Origin of the sequence: Amycolatopsis sp. lyj-109 (assembly GCF_046548995.1) — a bacterium.
Taxonomy (GTDB): domain Bacteria; phylum Actinomycetota; class Actinomycetes; order Mycobacteriales; family Pseudonocardiaceae; genus Amycolatopsis.
Genome location: NZ_JAJPWR010000003.1, coordinates 455581 through 475321 on the forward strand (window position 1 = coordinate 455581; position 19741 = coordinate 475321).

General features: G+C 73.2%; 16 protein-coding genes. 13 read left to right on the top strand and 3 right to left on the bottom strand.

Annotated elements, in window-relative coordinates; genetic code table 11:
* Positions 1–73 precede the first annotated feature (73 nt).
* The 5 genes from ACLJQF_RS09580 (at position 74) to ACLJQF_RS09600 (ending at position 5414) form a co-directional block, all read left to right on the top strand.
* Positions 74–1285 carry a hypothetical protein gene (locus tag ACLJQF_RS09580; RefSeq protein ID WP_410607859.1) on the top strand — a complete coding sequence of 404 codons (1212 nt, stop codon included), beginning with the start codon at positions 74–76 and terminating at the stop codon, positions 1283–1285.
* The gene (locus ACLJQF_RS09585) at positions 1279–1920 is read left to right on the top strand and encodes a DUF4129 domain-containing protein (RefSeq protein WP_410607860.1); all 642 of its coding nucleotides are present in this window, start codon (positions 1279–1281) and stop codon (positions 1918–1920) included. The genes ACLJQF_RS09580 and ACLJQF_RS09585 overlap by 7 nt, the downstream gene beginning before the upstream one ends.
* A complete protein-coding gene (locus ACLJQF_RS09590) occupies positions 1917–3056 on the top strand; it encodes a DUF4350 domain-containing protein (RefSeq protein ID WP_410607861.1) in 1140 nt (379 codons plus the stop codon). Before ACLJQF_RS09585 ends, ACLJQF_RS09590 begins: the two co-directional genes overlap by 4 nt.
* Complete coding sequence (locus ACLJQF_RS09595; protein ID WP_410607862.1) at positions 3053–4024, top strand: AAA family ATPase; 972 nt, start codon at positions 3053–3055, stop codon at positions 4022–4024. The genes ACLJQF_RS09590 and ACLJQF_RS09595 overlap by 4 nt, the downstream gene beginning before the upstream one ends.
* A gap of 97 nt (positions 4025–4121) precedes the next feature.
* A complete protein-coding gene (locus ACLJQF_RS09600; protein ID WP_410607863.1) occupies positions 4122–5414 on the top strand; it encodes a DUF58 domain-containing protein in 1293 nt (430 codons plus the stop codon).
* Between the two features lie 134 nt (positions 5415–5548).
* Here ACLJQF_RS09600 and ACLJQF_RS09605 read toward each other — a convergent pair whose 3' ends face one another.
* Positions 5549–6535, bottom strand: a complete 987-nt coding sequence (locus ACLJQF_RS09605; protein WP_410607864.1) for an RDD family protein — start codon at positions 6533–6535, stop codon at positions 5549–5551.
* A gap of 34 nt (positions 6536–6569) precedes the next feature.
* Between ACLJQF_RS09605 and ACLJQF_RS09610 the strand changes: the two genes are divergently transcribed.
* Entirely contained in the window at positions 6570–7577 is a 1008-nt protein-coding gene (locus ACLJQF_RS09610) for a stage II sporulation protein M (RefSeq protein WP_410607865.1), read from the top strand.
* A 3-nt stretch (positions 7578–7580) separates the two neighbouring features.
* On the opposite strand, the gene ACLJQF_RS09615 is transcribed toward ACLJQF_RS09610, so the two are convergent.
* Complete coding sequence (locus tag ACLJQF_RS09615; protein ID WP_410607866.1) at positions 7581–9155, bottom strand: neutral zinc metallopeptidase; 1575 nt, start codon at positions 9153–9155, stop codon at positions 7581–7583.
* 112 nt (positions 9156–9267) lie between these two features.
* Here ACLJQF_RS09615 and ACLJQF_RS09620 point away from each other — a divergent pair, with 112 nt between their 5' ends.
* The 6 genes from ACLJQF_RS09620 to ACLJQF_RS09645 all read left to right on the top strand — a co-directional run bounded on the left by ACLJQF_RS09620 (position 9268) and on the right by ACLJQF_RS09645 (position 17690).
* The gene (locus tag ACLJQF_RS09620; protein ID WP_410607939.1) at positions 9268–10980 is read left to right on the top strand and encodes a DUF2207 family protein; all 1713 of its coding nucleotides are present in this window, start codon (positions 9268–9270) and stop codon (positions 10978–10980) included.
* A gap of 2 nt (positions 10981–10982) precedes the next feature.
* Complete coding sequence (locus ACLJQF_RS09625) at positions 10983–12527, top strand: DUF2207 family protein (protein WP_410607867.1); 1545 nt, start codon at positions 10983–10985, stop codon at positions 12525–12527.
* A 63-nt stretch (positions 12528–12590) separates the two neighbouring features.
* Complete coding sequence (locus ACLJQF_RS09630; RefSeq protein ID WP_410607868.1) at positions 12591–13883, top strand: M16 family metallopeptidase; 1293 nt, start codon at positions 12591–12593, stop codon at positions 13881–13883.
* Entirely contained in the window at positions 13880–15259 is a 1380-nt protein-coding gene (locus ACLJQF_RS09635) for a M16 family metallopeptidase (protein ID WP_410607869.1), read from the top strand. Before ACLJQF_RS09630 ends, ACLJQF_RS09635 begins: the two co-directional genes overlap by 4 nt.
* Positions 15259–16278: an NAD(+) diphosphatase gene (gene nudC / locus ACLJQF_RS09640; protein WP_410607870.1), complete on the top strand. Its 1020-nt coding sequence runs from the start codon at positions 15259–15261 to the stop codon at positions 16276–16278. The genes ACLJQF_RS09635 and nudC overlap by 1 nt, the downstream gene beginning before the upstream one ends.
* Before the next feature lie 77 nt (positions 16279–16355).
* Positions 16356–17690 (top strand): DUF2786 domain-containing protein, encoded by a 1335-nt coding sequence (locus ACLJQF_RS09645; protein ID WP_410607871.1) that lies wholly within the window; start codon positions 16356–16358, stop codon positions 17688–17690.
* Between the two features lie 73 nt (positions 17691–17763).
* Here ACLJQF_RS09645 and ACLJQF_RS09650 read toward each other — a convergent pair whose 3' ends face one another.
* Positions 17764–18222 carry a hypothetical protein gene (locus tag ACLJQF_RS09650; protein WP_410607872.1) on the bottom strand — a complete coding sequence of 153 codons (459 nt, stop codon included), beginning with the start codon at positions 18220–18222 and terminating at the stop codon, positions 17764–17766.
* A 296-nt stretch (positions 18223–18518) separates the two neighbouring features.
* Between ACLJQF_RS09650 and ACLJQF_RS09655 the strand changes: the two genes are divergently transcribed.
* Positions 18519–19730, top strand: a complete 1212-nt coding sequence (locus ACLJQF_RS09655) for an ROK family transcriptional regulator (RefSeq protein WP_410607940.1) — start codon at positions 18519–18521, stop codon at positions 19728–19730.
* The last annotated feature ends 11 nt before the right edge of the window (positions 19731–19741 follow it).

Below are 19741 nucleotides of genomic sequence, written 5' to 3' on the forward strand. Positions count from 1 at the left end.
ACCCCAGGTCTGGCCGGGTGCGAGCGGCTCTGAGAGAGTGGGCGCAAGCAGGTACTGCAGGCGAGGGGCTTCGATGACAGACACCGGTGGCGCGCCCGGCGGCGAGGGCGCCGACACGCCGACTCCGAGCCAGGGCGTGCCCCAGGCTCCCGTCCCCGGATCGGGTGAGCCGAGGCGGTCCGAGGATCACGCCGCGTCACCGGCGACGCCGCCGCGGGGCTGGCAGGCGCCGGACGCGCAGGCCGTTCCCCCGACCCCGCCGCCGGGCTGGCAGCACGGGCCGGGCCACCGGCCGGACGCGCCGCCGCCGTTCCCCGGGCAACAGCCCCCGTACCAGCAAACGCCGTACCAGCAAGCGCCGTACCAGCAGCCGCGCTGGAACCCGCACGGGCTCGGCAAGCCCGGCGTGATCGCGCTGCGGCCGCTCAACATCGGCGACATCCTCGACGGCGCGATCACCGCGATCCGCCGGCACGCGCTGCTGGTGCTCGGCATCGGCGCGGTGGTGGCCGTGATCACCGCCGCGATCACGTTCGTCGTGCAGAAGTACGCGCTGGCGAACCTGGCGGACTTCGCCTCGACGGTCGAGCTCGGCCCCGCCGCAACCGAGGCGGAGCTCCGCAACGCCCTCTTCGGCACGTTCGGCGACGCCTTCCTCGTGCTGATCTCCTCGTCGCTGGTCTCGACGTTCCTGCTGACCATCACCACCGGCCTGATGGCCACGGTGATGGGCCGCGCCGCGCTGGGCCGCGAGGTCACCTTCGGCATCGCCTGGCGCGAGGTGCAGCCGCGGCTGCCGGCACTGCTCGGCGTGGCGTTCGTCTACGCGCTCCTCACCACCATCGGCGTCATGCTCTGCATCATCCCGGGCGTGCTCGCCTGGGTGTTCTGGGCGCTCGCGGCCCCGGCGCTCGTGCTCGAGCGCGGGACGTTCCGGGAGGCGTTCGCGCGGTCGGTCAAGCTCGTCAGCGGCGCGTTCTGGCGGGTGCTCGGCGTGCTGCTGCTGGCCCGGATCATCGAGTCGATCTTCGAGAACATCATCCAGCTGCCGTTCTCCATCGGCAGCGGCGTGTTCAGCCAGATGTTCAACCCGGGCAAGGTGGCCGTGCCGAGCACCGGTGACCTGCTGCTGGCGTCGGCCGGGCAGATCATCGCCGGCACCATCGCGATCCCGTTCGTCGCGCTGGTCACCGTGATCGTCTACCTCGACCAGCGGATGCGCCGCGAAGGCATGGACATCGAGCTGGCCCGCGCCGCCGGGGTGCAGCCGCCGCAGGCATGGTGACCTTCCGGCTGACGGACGTCCCGGTCGACATCGACCGGGACGCGGCCCGCCGCGCGGCCGAGGAAGAACTCTCGGACCCGAAGTACCGGGACGCCCGGCCGAGCTTCCTGCAGGAGATCGGGCAGTGGCTGGGGGAGCAGCTGGAGAAGCTGCTGAACAGCGTGTCCTCAGGCGTCCCTGGCGGGATCTTCGGAGTGCTGCTGATCGTCGCGCTGCTGGTCGTCCTGGTCGTGGTGATCCGGCTGCGCACGGGCAAGATCGCCGGCTCGGCGCGAGCCGGTCGCGTCGTCTTCGGCGGGCAGCGGCAGAGCGCCGGCGACTACCGCCGGTCGGCCGCGGAAGCCGCCGCCGCGGGCCGGTTCGACGACGCCGTCCGCGACCGCTTCCGCGCCGTCGTGCGGGCCCTGGAGGAACGCGCGCTGCTCGACACCCGTTCCGGCCGGACGGCGGACGAGGCCGCCGCCGAAGCCGGGGTGCTGCTGCCGAACGTCGCGGACCTGCTGCGGCAGGGCGCCCGGCTCTTCGACGACGTCCACTACGGCGGCCGGGAAGGCACCGAAGCGGCCTACCAGGCCCTGACCGAGCTGGACGAACGCTGCCGCCGTGAACGGCCGGTCGCCATGGCGGCCTCGTGAGCACCTCCGTTTCCCCCGACCTGCGCCGGATCTGGCGTGGTGCCCGGATTCCCCTCGCCCTCCTCGTCCTGATCTTCGTCGCCGGGGCCTTGCTCCTGCTCGGCCGCGGTGAGCAGGCCTACGGCGCCCTCGAACCCGGGTCGTACGAACCCGGCGGCGCGCACGCCCTCGTGAACCTGCTGAAGGACCAAGGCGTCGACGTCCGGACCGTGCGCACGATCGCCGAAGCGGACGCCGAGGTCGGCGAAGACGCGACGCTGCTCGTCACCGCCCCCGATCTGGCGCCGGCGAAGCGGTTCGACGCGCTGCGGGAGCGCGCCGCCGACGTCGTCCTGGTGACGCCGGGGGAGGTGACGCTGCGGGATTCGCTGCCGCTGGTGCACCCGGTCGGCCGCAGCGACGTCGGGACCCTGCAGCCGCAGTGCACGGTCGCCGCGGCGGTCGCGGCGGGCGAGGTCACGCTCGGCGGAATCGGCTACGCCTCGCCCGGCGCCCGCTCGTGCTACCCCGGCGAGGACGGCGGCGGCACGCTGCTGCAGCTCGCCGAGGGGAACCGCACGACGTCGCTGCTCGGCTCGCCGGCGCCGCTGACCAACGCGCGGCTCGCCGAGCAGGGCAACGCGGCGCTGGGGCTGCGCCTGCTCGGCGCGCACCCGAAGCTCGTCTGGTACCTGCCGACCGCCTCCGACCCGGCGCTGGACGACTCCCGCCGGTCGATCTTCGACCTGATCCCGGACGGCTGGTACTACGGGGCCGCGCAGGCGTTCGTCGCCGTGGCCCTGCTGGCGTTGTGGCGGGCCCGGCGGCTCGGCCCGGTGGTCACCGAGCCGCTGCCGGTCGTCGTCCGCGCGGCCGAAACGGCCGAGGGCCGCGCCCGGCTGTACCGGCGGGCGAAGGCGGCCGGGCACGCGGGTGAGACGCTGCGGGAAGCGGCCCGCGACCGGCTGCGGACGGCGCTGGGCCTGCCGCGCGACGCCGACCCGGCGGCGCTGGTGGAGTCGGTGAGCACGCGGACCGGCCGGCTGCCGAACGACATCGGCGCGGTCCTCTACGGCCCGCCGGTGCCCGACGACTCCGCGCTGGTCCGGCTGGCCGGCGAACTGGACAGGGTGGAACGAGAGGCAGGGCGAACTTGACCAGCGGTACCGAGAACGCGACCGGGGCCCGCGACGCGCTGATCGCGCTGCGCGCCGAGGTCGGCAAGGCCGTCGTCGGCAACGAAGCCGCCGTCACCGGGCTGATCCTGGCGCTGCTCTGCCGGGGGCACGTGCTGCTCGAAGGCGTCCCGGGGGTGGCGAAGACGCTGCTCGTGCGGGCCCTGGCCGCGGCGCTGGACCTGGAGACCACGCGCGTGCAGTTCACGCCGGACCTGATGCCCGGCGACGTCACCGGGTCGATCGTCTACGACGCGCACAGCGGCGAATTCTCCTTCCGCGAGGGGCCGGTGTTCACGAACCTGCTGCTCGCCGACGAGATCAACCGGACGCCGCCGAAGACGCAGTCGTCGCTGCTGGAGGCGATGGAGGAGCGGCAGGTCTCGCTCGACGGCAAGTCGCGGCCGCTGCCGGACCCGTTCATCGTGATCGCCACCCAGAACCCGGTGGAGTACGAGGGCACCTACCCGCTGCCGGAGGCGCAGCTGGACCGGTTCCTGCTCAAGCTGACCATGCCGGCGCCCTCGCGCGAGGACGAGATCGGGATCCTGTGGCGGCACGCGCAGGGCTTCGACCCGCGCAACCTGGCGGCGGCGGGCCTGAAGGCGGTCGCCGGGGCGCCGGAACTCGCGGCGGCGCGCGAAGCCGTGGCCCGCGTGACGATCGGGCCCGAGGTGATCGGGTACGTCGTCGACCTGTGCCGGGCGACGCGGTCGCTGCCTTCGGTGCGGATCGGCGTTTCCCCGCGTGGCGCCACGGCGTTGCTGGCGGTGACCCGCGCGTGGGCCTGGCTCGCCGGGCGCGACTACGCGACCCCCGACGACGTCAAGGCCCTCGCCCGGCCCGCGCTGCGGCACCGCCTGGACGTCCGGCCGGAGGCCGAGCTCGAGGGCGTCACCGCGGACGGCGTGCTGGACCGCGTGCTCGCGTCCGTGCCCGTGCCGCGGTGATCATGCTGATGCGGTCTGCCGCGGCTGGTCGTGAGTGGCAATTAGGGTTAGAACCCGAATTACCACTCACGAGCGGGCCCAGCGAAGGCGAGCCGCCATGGCGTTGACCGGAAGGCTCGGGCTGCTGGCGCTGGTCGGCGCACTGGTGGTCGGGCTGCTCCTGCCGTCGACCACCGGGATCCTGGCGGTCGGCGCGGGACTGCTGGTGCTCGTCGTCGTCGACCTCGTGCTGGCCGGAAGCGTGCGGGCACTGACGTTTTCGCGCTCGGGCGACACTTCGGTCCGGCTCGGCGAGCCGTGCGAGGTGACGCTCGTGGTGGCCAACCCGGGCCGGCGGGCCGTGCGCGGGCAGTTGCGGGACGCGTGGCCGCCGAGCGCGGGCGCGGCGGATCGGCACGCCCTGCGCGTTCCGCCGGGGGAGCGGCGTGCCCTGGTGACGGCGTTGCGGCCGACCCGGCGCGGCGACCGGACGGCGGCACGCGTGACGGTCCGGTCGGTGGGGCCGCTGGGCCTGGCCGCCCGGCAGGGTTCGCACGTGGTGCCGTGGACGGTCCGGGTGCTGCCGCCGTTCCACAGCCGCAAGCACCTGCCGTCGCGGCTGGCGCGGCTGCAGCAGCTCGACGGCCGCAACGCGGTGCTGATCCGCGGTCAGGGCACGGAATTCGACTCGCTGCGCGAGTACGTCATCGGCGACGACGTCCGGTCCATCGACTGGCGGGCGACGGCGCGGGCGGCGGACGTCATGGTCCGGACCTGGCGTCCCGAGCGCGACCGGCAGGTGGTGCTGGTCCTCGACACCGGCCGCGTCTCGGCGGGCCGGGTGGGCGACGCGCCCCGCCTCGACGCGGCGATGGACGCGGCGTTGCTGCTGGCGGCCCTGGCGTCCCGGGCCGGCGACCGCGTCGACCTGCTGGCCTACGACCGGCGCCTGCGGGCGGCGGTGCAGGGCTCGTCGGGAGCTTCGTTGCTGACGTCGCTGGTGAACGCGATGGCGCCGCTCGAGCCGTCGCTGGTCGAGACGGACGCGCGCGGGATGATCGCGGAGGTGCTCCAGCGGACCCGCCGCCGGGCGCTGGTCGTGCTGCTGACCGGGCTGGACGCGGCGCCGATGGAAGAAGGCTTGTTCCCGGTGCTGAGTTCGCTGACCGGGCGGCACGAGCTGGTGGTGGCGTCGGTGGCGGACCCCCGGGTGGCGGAGATGCTGGCGGCCCGCGGAGACGCGGAAGCGGTCTACGACGCGGCGGCGGCCGCCCGCACGACGGCCGAGCGCCGTCGCGTGACCGAGCGACTGGTGCGGTACGGCGTGAGCGTGGTGGACGCGGTCCCGGAGGAACTGCCCCCGGCGCTGGCGGACCGGTACCTGGCCTTGAAAGCCGCCGGGCGGCTGTGATCGGAAAGCCGACACGCGTGATCCGAAGGTCGACACGCGTGATCCTGGGGTCGACACGACTGCGCTTCACCGTGTCGACCCGCCAATCACGCGTGTCGACCCGTTCCGCACGCTCGGGACGTTCGTAGCGCCGGTCAGCTCGGCGGGGTGAACGGGTTCTCGGCGGGCACCGGCGTCCCGGACGGCGGCGTCGGCGCATCCGGCTGCGCCACGAACTGAGGGCCGGAGGGATGCGGCCCCGCCGGCGGCCAAGGCGACGCCGGCGGCGGCCCCGGGTGGGGCTGAGCCGGCGCCGGCCAAGGCGACACCGGACCCGTCGGCTGATAGCCCGGCCGGGCCTGCGCCTGGGCCGCGTACGCCTGGAACGCCCGCGCGTGATCGCGGTTGCGCCGCTCCGCCAGCACCGCCGACAGGAACGCCCACGGCGGCACCCCGGGCGGCACCGGCGTGCCGAGCGCGTTCCCCACCTGCTGCGCGAGCCCCCAGCCCAGCGCGTGCGACGCCTCCGGCCGCAGCTCGCGGAACCGGGCGAGGAACTGGCGGCTCGCCAGCGCGAGGTCGTCCGGCAGGCGCGTCAGGTCGAGCTGCGACGCCCAGCCCTCGAGGCCCGGCGGCATGCCGATCGCCGTGTACCCGGGGCCGTCCGGGGCCCGCTCGCGAACCACCAGCGTCCCGGCCAGGAAGTCGCCGACGCGGCGGCCGTTCGACGAGCACAGCGACACGATCACCGCGACCGCGCCGAACAGCCCGAGCGCCCAGAAGTCCACGACGAAGCCGGCGAGCCCGCGGACCAGGGCGTGCCGGAAGCGGATCGGGCCGCCGTCGACGCGCACGACCCGCAGTCCCACCGCCATCTTGCCCAGGGAGCGGCCGCGCGTGAGCGTCTCGAAGATGACCGGGTAGCCGACCATCACCAGCACCACGAACACCAGCAGCAGCGTCAGGAAGAGCGATTCGTCGGCGTCCGGCGTCACGAACGAGAGCACCATCGACGCCGCCAGCAGCAGCGCGAGCTGCACGAGCACGTCCAGCGCCATCGCCAGCGCGCGGCTGGCGAGCTTGGCCACGCGCAGGTCCAGGACGACCGCTTCGCCGGTGACCAGCTCCGATTCCTCGTGCACGAGGTCCAGCGTATAGACGGATAGGGTGGCCGGTGTGGATGTGGACGTCTTCGTTGCCGCACACGCGGGGGAGTGGACCCGGCTCGGCGAGCTGATCCGGCGCGGCGGCAAGCTGACCGGGCCGGAAGCCGACGAGCTGGTGACGCTTTACCAGCGGACCGCGACGCACCTGTCGATCGTGCGGTCGGTCGCGCCGGACCCGGCGCTGCTCGGCAGGCTGTCGGATCTGGTCGCCCGCGGCCGGTCGGCGGTCTCCGGCTCGCACAACCCGGCCTGGCGCGAAGTCGGCCTGTTCTTCACGCGCCGGTTCCCCGCCGCGGTCTACCTGTCGCGGCGCTGGTGGATCCCGGCCGCGCTGGTGTCGATCGCGGTGATGGCGGTGATCGCCGTCTGGGTCGCGCGCGACCCGCTCGTGCGGGCGTCGCTGGGGACCCCGGACGAACTGCGCGAGCTGACCAAGCCGGGCGGGGACGCGGAAACCTACTACTCGACCGGGCCGGCGGCGTCCTTCGCGGCCCGCGTGTGGACGAACAACGCCTGGGTGGCGGCGACCTGCCTGTTCCTCGGCGTCGCGCTGGGCCTGCCGGTGATCGGCGCGCTCTGGCTGAACTCGCTCAACGCCGGGATGATCATCGGCGCGATGAGCGCGGCCGGCCGCGGCGACGTGATGATCGGCCTCCTGCTCCCGCATGGCCTCCTGGAGCTGACGGCGGTGTTCGTCGCGGCGGGCACGGGCCTGAGGCTCGGCTGGACGGTGATCGACCCGGGCCGCCGCTCCCGCACGGCGGCGCTCGCCGAGCAGGGCCGGTCGGTGGTGGTGACGGCGCTCGGGCTGACGTGCGTGCTGTTCGTGTCCGGGGTGATCGAGGCGTTCGTGACCCCGTCGGGCTGGCCGACGTGGCTGCGGGTGGGCATCGGCGTCGTGGTGGAAATCGCTTTCCTGGTCTACGTCTTCACGCTCGGCCGCCGCGCGGCGAAGGACGGCGAGGTCGGCGACCTCGACGCCCGCGACACCGGCGACGCCCTGCCCGAGTCCGGTTAGCCGCTATGAGACGTCACCCGAGGGCGAAAGCCACGTGTTGCACTGCTGGTTGCGGTTCTTCGTAGCCCCCTGCTGCCACCAGCTGATGTTGTGCCTGGCGCTGCCGTGGTCGCGTTTGCCGTTGCGGGCGTAGTCGTCGCCGCGGTCCTGGGCGTTCCAGGCTTCGTTGTAGATGTTCTTGTCGACCGAGCCGCCGGACACCGAGGCCGAGCCGAGGAACATGCCGGAGAAGCACTGCGCCTCGAGTTCCATCCGCCGCGACAGTTCCAGGCCGGCCGCGGAGTCGGCACCCGCGTCGTACCGCTGCCCGGCGAACGCCTCGGTGATGCCGGACAGGTTCTGCACGTGGTGGCCGTACTCGTGGGTCAGGATCGACAGGTACGGGCCCGGGTGGTTGCCCCACACGTCGAGTTCGATCCGGTCCATCGGCAGATAGATCGTGTCGTTCGCCGAGCAGTAGAACGGCGTGACGCCGGTCGTGGTGCCGCCGCTGCCGCACGGGGTCGACGATTCCGACAGCGACCGCGGCACCGACACCTTCGGCGACCGGAACGGCAGGTCGACCGCGCCGAGCAGGCGCGACCACATCGCGTCGAGGCAGCCGATGCCGGACTGGAAGAAGCGTGTGACGCTGTTCTGGTCGGTGGCCCAGCGGCTCAGCGAGCACGAGACGTTCTGGAGGCCGTAGTCTGCGCGGCCGAAGAGCGGGTTGTCCCCGGTGGCCGCGACCGAGCGGGGGCCGGCCGGCGGCTGGGAGGCCGGCGTCCGGCGTTCGGTGGTGCGGGCGGTCGTCGTTTCCTCGGCCGGCGACGTGGTCGCGGTGGTTGTCGCTTCGGTGGTGGTTTCGTCGGAGGTGGTCGGGTAGGTGCTCGAGTAGCCGGCGTCGGCGACGTGCCGTTTGTGGTTGCCGGACAACGCAACGGCGGCGATGAGCCCACCCGCGACGGCCACGATCGCAAAGATGGCGACCGCGACGATGACGCCGGTGTTCGACTTCTTGGCGACGTAGGGGGTGTAGCCGGGCGCGAACCGGGGCCCGAAGCCGGGCGGCCCGGCGTAGCCCGGGGTGAAGACGGGCGGCGCGGTGGCCGGCGGGGGCAGGGGAGCCCGCGCGGGCGGCGGAAGGGGGCGGCCGAACGGTCCGGTGGGCGGGCCGTACGGTGGCCGGCCCTGACCCGGGAACGGCCCACCGGGCGCGAGGGCGCCGCCCGGACCGGGTGCGCCGCCGGGACCGGGCGGTTGCTGCGCGGGGGTTCCGAAGGGGGTGGGCGGCCCGGGAGTACCCGCGCTGCCAGGCGAGGCGGGCGGCTGCCGGTCCGGCGCGCCGAAGCGGCCCGGCGGCCCACCCTGCCCCGGCAAGGGCCGCACCCCCGGCGGCGGCAGGGGCCGCACCCCCGGCGGCGGCAGGGGCCGCGCTCCCGGTGGCGGCGACGGCGGCCGGCCCGGCGGCTGCGGGCGGCGCGGGTCGTGCGAACCGGGACCCTGCGGGCCGTTCGGGCCGGGACTGTGCGAACCGGGACCCTGCGGGCCGTTCGGGCCGGGACTGTGCGGACCAGGACCCTGCGGGCCGTGCGTCATCGAGCGGAACCCCCCCCGTGCGATTTCCCCGTCGGAAGCGGCGTACCTGCGGTGATCGCGCCGTTCCGGGCGTCAGCATAGATCGGGTGCTCTAGGGTGTGGTGCTGTGTCGATGAAATGGGGGGCCGCCGCCGCGATCGTCGTCGCGGCCGTGCTGGCGTCCGCCGGGCCCGCCGCCGCGCAGGGGCCCTCCGCCGGGCCTGTGCTGCCGAACCTGCCCGCCGACCAGGTCAAGAAGCCCCAGCAGTTCACCGGGCAGGACGTCCGGCCCGAGGGCGCCACCGCCGACGTCGCCCTCAAGGTCCTGCGCGACGGCACCCTCGCCGTCACCGAACACGTCACCGTCCCCGGTGGACAGCAGCTCGTCTCGCGCGTCCCGCTCAAGGTCCCCGCGAGCGACGACCAGGACCGCGTCTTCGGCGTCCGGGACGTCAGGACCGAAGGAGCCACCAGCGAGCTCACCGGCGACCAGCTCGTCTTGACCTTCCCCGCCGGGACCAGCAGCGCCACGTTCACCGTCGACGGCGCCATCGCCGACCAGAACGGCCGCCAGCAAGCCCGGTGGCAGGTCGCCAGCGGCTTCGACACCCCGCTGGCCAAGCTCACCGCGTCCTTCCTCGCGCCGGCACCCCAATTGTCCCCTGTGGACTGTTTCGCCGGTCCGGTCGGCTCGAACCAGCGCTGCACCCTCGCCGAGCTCGACCACACCGGCGTCGTGCGGCTCGAACAGAACGACGTCCGCCCCGGCGACCGCGTCGACCTCCTCGTCGGCCTGCCCGCGGACACCACGCCGGCGAACGCGCGGTTCGCCGACATCGGGCTGCTCGCCAACGCCTTCGCGCTGACGCCGCTGACCGGAATCGCCTTCGCCGTCCTGCTCGCCCTCCTTGTCGCGGCCGCCCTTTTCGTGTGGCGGCGCCGCAGGCAGGACGCCGGCGCGTTGCGCACTGCCACCGGCCCGGTCGAGGTCCTCCTGCGCGACGGCGACCGCGTCTTCTTCGCCAGTCCCGACGGCGTGCTGCCCGGCCAGGTCGGCACGGTCGTCGACGAGACCGTCGACGTCGTCGACATCAGCGCCACCGTGGTCGACCTGGCCGTCCGCAACTACCTGTGGCTGGCGGAAGTCCCGGGACCGAACGGACACGACTGGCAGATCGCCCGCCGAAACCCGCCGGACGAGCACCTCCACGACTTCGAACGCGCCGTCTGCGAAACCCTGCTGCCGCCGGGCACCGACGCCGTGCTGGTGTCGCAGCTGCGCGCCCGCGGCGGTCTCGACCTGCGCCGGATCAGCGACGCGATGTACGCCGACGTCGTCAGCAAGCGCTGGTTCTCGCGCCGCCCGGACACCGCCCGCGGCCGGCTGACCTGGCTCGGCGCCGGGATCTTCACCCTCGGCCTGGTCGCCACCGCGGTGCTCACCTTCACGGCCGGGTACGCGCTGCTCGGCGTCGCCGTCGCGCTCGCCGGGCTCGCCGTCGTCGCGGTGGCCGCGCTGCTGCCGTCCCGCACCGCCCGCGGCCGGGCGCTGGCCGGGCAGGTCCGCGGCCTGCTCGACTACCTGCACACCGCGCGGGCCGACGACATCCCGCCCGCCGACCGCGAGCTGGTGTTCTCCCGCTCGCTGCCGTACGCGGTCGTGCTGGGCGACACCGAACGCTGGCTCGGCGCCTTCGCCGGGCTCAACCCGTCGGCCGACGGCTCGGCCGGGCTGTACTGGTACGGCGGCATGGAGGCCGAGCCCGACCTGCGCCGGTTCGGCGCGCACTTCCCGTCGTTCCTGACCGCGCTCGACGGCGTGCTCGCCGCCGCCGCGGCCCGCTGACCGTGCTGGCCGGGGCGCTCTTGGCGCTCGCGCTGGCCGCCGTCCCCGCGGACCAGCCGCCCCTGCCCACCGTGCCGCAGAGCGCCGAGATCCAGCTCAAGGTCCAGCGCGACGGCTCGCTGTCGGTCGCCGAAGCGATCTCGGTCCCCGACGGCGTCACGATGGACCGCCGGGTCGTCCTGCGGGTCCCGGCGCCGCACCACCGCGACCGCGTCTACGGCGTCCGCGACGTCGTCCTGGAAGGCAGCGGGACGGCGAGCGTGGACTCCGGTGCCTTCACCGTCCACCTCACCCCGGGCACGTCGATCATCCGGTACACAGTGGACGGTGCGGTCGCCGGCGACCGGGTCACCTGGGAGCTGGCCGGCGGCTGGAACACCGAGCTGAAGTTCCTCCGTGCCTCCTTCGCGGCACCGAAGATCCCGACCGCCGTCGACTGCCTCGCCGGCCCGCCGGATTCCGACGTCCCGTGCGCGGCCGCGCAGATCGACCACGCCGGGCTGACCCGGTTCAGCCAGCAGAACCTCGCCGCGGGCGACCGGATGACGGCGACCGTCGAGCTGCCCGCGGGCACGGTGCCCGCCGACGAAGTCCTGGTCCCGGCGAAGACGATCGCCGGCGCCTTCGTGCTCACCACCCCGGTCGCCTGGTCCTGGGCGGCCTTCGCCGCCCTCCTGCTGCTCCTGACCACCTGGGTCCTCCTCGCCCGCCGGCGTCGCTTTCACGTGAAAGCGACGCCCCCAGGTGGGCACTTTCACGTGAAAGTGCCGGGTGAGTTCGCTTCGCCGGCCGGGGTGCTGCCGGGGCACGTCGGCGTCCTCCTGCACGGCCGGGCCGGGGCGGTGGACCTGGCCGCCACCGTGCTCGACCTCGCCGTCCGCAACTACCTCTGGGTGACCGCCGAGGACGGAGGCTGGCGGCTGGCCCGCCGCAACCCGCCCGACGAGCACCTCACCGCCTTCGAGAGTGCCGTCTACGAAGCCGTCGTCCCGGACGAGCCGGTGACGCTCGCCGAACTGCGGCAGCGACGCGTCGAAATCCCCCGCGCCGAGCTGGACGCCGACCTCGTCCGGCGAGGCTGGTTCGCGGCGCGGCGGCTTCGCCGGGCCGGGATCCGGATCGTCTGCTACGGCGTGTTCCTGACGGTGCTGCTGGCGTTGACCGTCGGGTACGCCCAGCTCGGGGTGATCCTCGCCCTGGCCGGGGTCGCCGCCGTCGCCACCTCGGCCGCCCTGCCCGCGCGGCGGCGAGCGGGCGCCGAGGTCGCTCGCCGGCTCCGCGGCGTCACCGCCACCCGGGCCGAGGACCTCGACGAGCCGCAGCGCGAGCTGGTCTTCTCCCGGGGCCTGCCGTACGCGCTCGCTCTGGGCGAACTGGCGTCCTGGGTGGCCGCGTTCGACGGCCTGGAGCACCCGCCGCCGGTCTACTGGCACGCCGGCGAAATCACCCCTGACCAGGCCGGATCCTTCGCGACGGCGTTGGCAGGGACGTTCGCCGCCGCCCGCCGTGGTCACCTCCAAAGCCTCGTGAGTGGTAATTCGGGTTAGAACCCGAATTACCACTCACGAGCCGGGACGCCGGGAAACGCGGGGTCGTCGTAGGGTGGGGCCATGGCCGATCCCGAGCTCGTCCGATACACCCTCGACAACGGTCTGCGGGTGGTTCTCGCCCCCGACGCGACCGCGCCGGTGGTCGGCGTCAGCGTGCACTACGACGTGGGTTTCCGCTCCGAGCCGGAGGGGCGCACCGGTTTCGCACACCTCTTCGAGCACCTGATGTTCCAGGGCTCGGAGAGCCTGGAGAAGCTCGCGCACTTCCGGCACGTGCAGTCCAGCGGCGGGACCTTCAACGGGTCCACCCACCCGGACTACACCGACTACTTCGAGGTGCTCCCGAGCGCCGCGCTCGAGCGGGCGCTGTTCCTCGAAGCCGACCGGATGCGCGCGCCCAAGCTGACGGCGGAGAACCTGGCGAACCAGATCGATGTCGTCAAGGAAGAGATCCGGCTCAACGTGCTGAACCGGCCCTACGGCGGGTTCCCGTGGATCACCCTGCCGCCGGTGCTGTACTCGACGTTCCCCAACGCGCACAACGGCTACGGCGGCTTCGAGGACCTCGAAAGCGCCACGGTCGACGACTGCGCGGCGTTCTTCGACACCTTCTACGCGCCGGCGAACGCCGTGCTCACGGTGGCAGGCGACTTCGAAGTGGACAACGCCAAGAAGCTGATCGAGGACCACTTCGGCGACGTCCCGCACCGGCCGGCGCCGCAGCGGCCGTCCTTCGCCGAGCCGCTGCCGACCACCGAGCTGCGCGGCGAGATCGAAGACGCGCACGCCCCGCTGCCCGCGCTGGGCATCGGTTACCGGATGCCGGACCCGATCAACGACGTCGACAGCTACCTGGCCTACCTCGTGCTGGCCGGGGTGCTCACCGACGGCGACGGCTCGCGCCTGCAGCAGCGGCTGGTGCACCGCGAGCCCCTGGTCGTCGACATCGGGGCGGGCGCCGGGCTGTTCGGCCCGTTCGAGGCCCGCGACCCGGACACGTTCACCATCACCCTGATCCACCCGCACGAGGTGCCCCGCGAGCGCGTGCTCGCCGCGCTCGACGACGAGCTCGAGAAGCTCGCCGAGACCCCGCCGAGCGAGGAAGAGCTGCGCAAGGTCACCGCCCGCTGGACGGCGAGCCTGCACTCGGAGCACGACAGGCTGGTCTCCCGGACCCTGGCCCTCGGCTCGTTCGAACTGCTCTACGGCGACGCGTCGCTGGTGTACCGGCTCGCGGACCGGATGTCCGCCGTCACCGCGGAAGCCGTTTCGGCGGCGGCGAAGGCGCTGCGCCCGGACGCGCGCGCCGTGCTGGTGGTCAAGCCCGCTTCGGAAGGGAACAACGAGCAGTGACTTCAGCAACGCACCGCAGCGCGGAGGAGATCGGCCGCACCGCGCGGGGGCCGCGGCCGCTGCCGCCGCTCGGCGAGCAGCGGGCCGCCGCCGACCTGTCCCATGTGGACACCACACTGGCGAACGGCCTGCGCGTGGTGGCCGTGCGCAAGGCGACCGTGCCGATGGTCGAGGCGCGGCTGTGGATCCCGTTCGCGGGTGACGACGCGCTGCACCCGGCGATCGCCGAGGTGCTCGCCGAGACGATCCTGACCGGCACAGCCCGCCGCAACCGCATCGAGATCGACGCCGAGCTGGCTCTCATCGGCGGCGACATCGGCGCCGGCGTCGACCCGGAACGCCTGGTGCTCAACGGGTCCGCGCTGGCCGACAAGCTGCCGACGTTCCTCGACGTGCTCGGCGACGTCCTTACCGGAGCGACGTACGCCGACGAGGAGATCGCGCGCGAGAAGGAGCGGCTGGTCGAGCGGATCGCCGTCTCGCGCACCCAGCCGCGCACGATCGCGCGGGAGGCCCTGCAGAAGCACCGCTACGGCGACCACCCGGCCACGCGCGAGGTCCCGCGCGCGGAAGACGTCGCCGTCGTGACGCCGGAGCAGGTCCGGGCGCTGCACCAGGCGTCCGTGCTGCCCCGCGGTTCGGTCATGGTGCTGGTCGGCGACCTCGACCCGGCCGGGGTGATCGGCGAGCTGGAGAAGGTGTTCGGCGGCTGGGCGTCGGACCGCTCCGCCGTCCGGCTGCCGCCGCTGCCGGACCTGACCGGGCCGAGCGTGCTCCTGGTGCCGCGGGCGGGAGCGGTGCAGTCGCAGATCCGGCTCTCGGCGCAGACCGTGCCGCGCACGGACCCGGGCTACGCGGCGCTGCAGCTGGCGAACCTGGCCTACGGCGGGTATTTCTCGTCGCGGCTGGTGGAGAACATCCGCGAGAACAAGGGGTACACGTACTCCGCGCACTCCGGGTTCGAGTTCACCGACGGCACCGCGGTGGTCAACGTCGACGCGGACACCGCGACCGACGCGACGGCCCCGGCGCTGCTGGAGACCCGCTACGAGCTGGGCCGCCTCGGCCAGGTCCCGCCGTCCGGCGACGAGCTGGAGTCGGTGCGGCAGTACGCGATCGGCTCGCTGCTGACCTCGACGTCGTCGCAGTCCGGGCTGGCCGGGCAGGTGCTGGCGCTGGCCTCGACCGGGCTGGGCCTGGAGTGGCTGAACGAGCACCCGGCGCGGGTGGCCGCGGTGACCGCGGACGACGTCGCCGAAGCCGCGCTGGAGTACTTCGCGCCCAAGCGGTTCACGGGCGTGGTGGTCGGCGACGCGGCGGTGCTGGAGCGCAAACTCCTGGCCCTCGGCGACGTCGTCGTGGGCGAGCCGGCCTGATGTCCGTCCCGTTCACCCTCGGTGCGCTGCCGACCCTGTCCCGGTCCACAGTGGACCGTCAGGAAGGCTTGCGCACCAACTCGTCGCGGCTGGTATCGCGGTGGGCCGACGCCCGGGTCGTCCTGCTGGACGACGCCGGGCGCACCCCGGTGGTCGCAGGCGCGTCGACGTTGGCGTTCCGGAAGGCCGTCGACTTCGGAGCTTCGCCGCCGGCGGACGCGGTGTTCCTCGGCGAGTGGCAGGACGTCGACTACTGGTCGCTGCCGGGCGGCCCGTCCGGCGAGGCCGACACGGTGAAGATGGCGGGCAGCTGGGGTTTCGTGGAGGAGGTCCCCCGCGCGGACGGCGAGGTCTGGGTCGAGCTGCGCGGGTACGGAGACCTCCTGGACGACACGTCGGCCGGGCTGTTCACGACGGCACAGGCGTTGCGCTTCTGGCGTCGCCAGGCGAAGTTCTGCACCCGCTGCGGCAGCGCGACGGAGCTGATCCAGTTCGGCTGGGCGAGCAAGTGCACGGGGTGTGGCCGCGAGGAGTACCCGCGCACGGACCCGGCGGTGATCTGCCTGGTCCACTCGGCGGAGGGGGTGAACGGGTCCCACGTGCTGCTGGCGCGCCAGCCGATCTGGCCGGCGGGCCGGTATTCGGTGCTGGCGGGGTTCGTCGAGGCGGGGGAGTCCCTCGAGGCGTGCGTGGTCCGGGAGATCCGCGAGGAGGTCGGCGCGGCGGTTTCGGACGTGCGGTACCTGGGGAGCCAGCCGTGGCCGTTCCCGCGATCGATCATGCTGGGCTTCACGGCGCGGGCGGATCGGTTCGCGCCGCTGGTGCCCGCGGACGGCGAGATCGAAGAGGCGCTGTGGGTGTCGCGGGCCGAGGCGCGCGCGGCGTTCGAGAACAGTTCGGTGCGCGGTGAGGGTTCGAAGCCGACGCCGATCGCCGACGGGGCGGCGGAGATCATCCTGCCGGGGAATTCGTCGATCGCCCGCGTGATGCTCAAGGCCTGGGCGGACGCGGAGGAGTAACCGCTCGGATCTTCAGTTGCGCAGGGCGGTCTCGACCGTCCGTAGGTGCTGGACGAAGGCTGCTTGAGGGAGTACTGATGGGCAAGCGGAACCGCGAAAAGCGGGCGGCCAAGAAGCGGACCAGGCAGGGCCGCGGACCCACCCCGTCTCGGTACGATTTCGCCGACGGTGGCGAACAGTTCACGATGCCGCAATCGATCCCGCCCGAGCTGGTCGCACAGTCCTTGCTCCACGCGGCTCACGCGCAGGCGTCCGGCAACGAGACCGCGGCGGCGGAGTTCGCCCGGACCGTCTTGAGGGGCCCGACGGCGGCCGGGCCGCGGGTGGCGGCAACCGGTGCGGCGATGGCGATGGACATCCTGCTCGGCGGGCTCTGGCAGGCGGGCTGGACGCCCGTCGACCTGTGGCAGCACAGCCGCCGCACCTGCCCGGCGCCGGCGACGAGCCTCCTGCTCGACGCCATCGCCGCGGATGCCGCGAAACACGCTTCGTCTACTGTGGACGATCGATGGGCGGAACAGGTGCGTGCTCTCGGTGCCGAGCGCTGGTGGGACCGGGACCGGCCGCAGCTGCTGCAGTGGGCCGACCGGGCCGGCGTCGCTGTCGACGACGCGTTGCTCACGATGGTCACGCTGCTGGCGGAACTGTCGATGCTGCCGGAACTGCCGGTGATCCTGCCGCCGCCGGGCTCGGCCGGGGTCCGGCCGGCTCAGACCGGTCATGGTGTCGACCAGAAGGTTCTTGCCCGGGTCAGGGGCCTGCTGGCCAAGGCGGAGTCGACCGAGTTCCCCGAAGAGGCCGAAGCTCTCTCCGCCAAGGCGCAGGAGCTGATGAACCGGTACTCGTTCGAGCGGGCCCTCCTCGACGCCGACACAGACCGCAAGCAGACGGCCGCCTCGACCCGGTTGTGGCTGGACGCTCCGTATGTCGAGGCCAAGTCGCATCTGGTCGGCGCCATCGCCGAAGCGAACCGGTGCCGGACGGTCTTCTACGCCAAGCTGGGGTTCGTCGCGCTGGTGGGTGCGGAGACGGACCTTGAAATCACCGAGCTGCTGGCCACTTCGCTGCAGGTGCAGGCCACCCGCGCGATGGTCGCCCATGGCAGCCAGACCACTCGCGCCGGAACCTCGCGAACCCGGTCCTTCCGGCATTCGTTCCTGGTTTCCTACGCCGTCCGGATCGGCGAACGCCTGGAAGAGGCCGGGCGGCGCGCTCACGACCCGGTCGAAGACGAGCGGCTTCTGCCGGTGCTCGCGGCCCGTTCCCGCGTGGTCGAAGAGACCTTCGAGACGATGTTCCACCACGTCGTCGAGCGGACGACGGCGATCACCAACGGCGTCGGCTGGGAAGCCGGCCGGGCCGCCGCCGACCACGCCGACCTCGTGATCCAACGCCAGGCCGTCGACGCCTGACGGGCCACCTGCGAGAAGGCATTCTTATCCGGCCGTTCCCCAGGGCGTTGACGAGGCGTATGCGCCGGTGCGGTCACGGCCAGTACGGTTCCGCCCGCCTTGCCGCCTCGGCGATGGCTCGGCCGTCGAGCGTGATGGCGGTGCGGGCGAGCCCGACCTTCCGCCACTCGACGCTGAACTCGAACGGCTCGGCCGGCAGGGGCGACAACCAGAGCCGCCGGTCGCCCTGGTAGCTCTGGTCGTTGCTGCTCGCCCCGCCGCCGAAGTCGACCAGTGCGCCCTGGTCGACCCGGAACTGCAGGCCCGCGTCGGTCGGGCCCGGATACCCGCCCGCGTGACTGCTGTCGATGCGCTCCCAGGTTGCGTGGTCCAGCGGTCCGCGGCGAATGGCCAGGTGCACGATCAGGGAGCAGCCTGTCGAGTAGGCGACGACGTGCTGCAGCGCGACGACGGCGAGGTCCGTCCGCGCGACGAACCGCGCGATCGGCACGGGACAGCCGAGGACGTCGTCGGGCGGGCCGAACGTGGTCATCGCAGGTCACCGTGCTCGATCCGCTTGGTCCAGGTGGTCCGCACCCGCTGCGCCACGACGTCCATGCCTCCAGCATCCCGCGCCGGGCAAGCGGAAATCCGCTGACCAGGCCCGGGCCGGCCGGCGGAAGTCGTTCACCGGTGTTTCGGCCAGGTGGCCCAGCGCCGCCCCAAGCGTTACCCGGCCGTTTCCCAGGCCCGTTGACGGCTGTGCCGCGGCTCACTACAGTCCCCGGAAACCGTCTGTAAAGTATCCTAATTAAGTCCGGAGGACGAGTGCGAGCCGGTAGCCCGCGGATGCTGCGCGAGATCAACGATCGCGCCGCCATCGAGGTCCTCCTGCGGGAGGGCCCGCTCACGCGGGCCGAGCTCGAGCTCGCCATCGGGCTCTCCAAGCCCGCCACCGCGCAGCTGCTCACCCGGCTCGAACTGGACGACCTCGTCGTCAAAGCCGGCGTTCGGGGTGGTGGCCGCGGGCCGCGGGCGCAGCTCTGGGCGGCCAACGGCGGCCTCGCCGTCGTCGCCGCCGTCGATCTCACGCCGCACGTTGCCGACTTCGTCGTTGCCGATGTCGCCGGCGTCGTGCTCGCCGAGTACCGGACGCCGCTGCCCGTGCACGCGGGCGCCGACGTCGTCGGGACCTTCGGCGAAGCTCTCAGCAAAGTCGCCGAAGAAGCCGGAATCAGGCGAGAAGACCTGGCCCACGTGGTGATCGGCGCGCAGGGGGCGTTCGATCCGCGGACCGGCCTGCTCTCCTCCGCCCCGCACATCCCCGGCTGGCTCGGCTTCGACGTCCCGCAGAAGCTCAGCGACGAACTCGGCGTCGACGTCCTCATCGAGAACGACGTCAACCTGGTCGCGGTCGAGGAGATGACCGTCGGGCGGGCCCAGGACGTCGACGACTTCGTCATGGTCTGGCTGTCCGAAGGCGTCGGCGGTGCCGTCGTCATCGGACGGCGGCTGCTGCGCGGCGCCACCGGCGGGGGCGGCGAGATCGACTGGATGCGGGTGCCCGATCCGGCCACCGTGGACACCGGGGACGTCTGGCCCGAGGCTGGCGCCCGGTTCGGCAACCTGGTCGACTCGCCCGCCATCTGCCGGCTTGCCGCCGCCCACGGCATCCAGGCCGACACCGCCTGGGAAGCCGTGGCGAAGACCGGATCGGACCATCCCTTCCGACACGATCTCGCCCGAAGGGTCGCCGGTGGCGTCGCCAACCTCGTCGCTGTCGCCGACCCCCAGCTCGTACTCCTCTGCGGCGACACCAGCCGGGCCGGCGGGGAGGACTTCGCCACGCTCGTCCAGGAAAAGCTGCACGAACTCGTCCTGCCGCGCACGCCCGTCGGCTGCGCTTCCGTGCAGGGCAACGCCGTTCGCGCGGGCGCGCTGCAGTCGGCGCTCGCCACCACCCGTGAGGACGTCTTCGGCGTCATCACCCCCACGCTCCTCGGGTCGCGCAGGCCCGAGGGCGACAGCACCCGTCCCCGACCGACTAGCCCCAACCGATGAGGAGGAGGGCC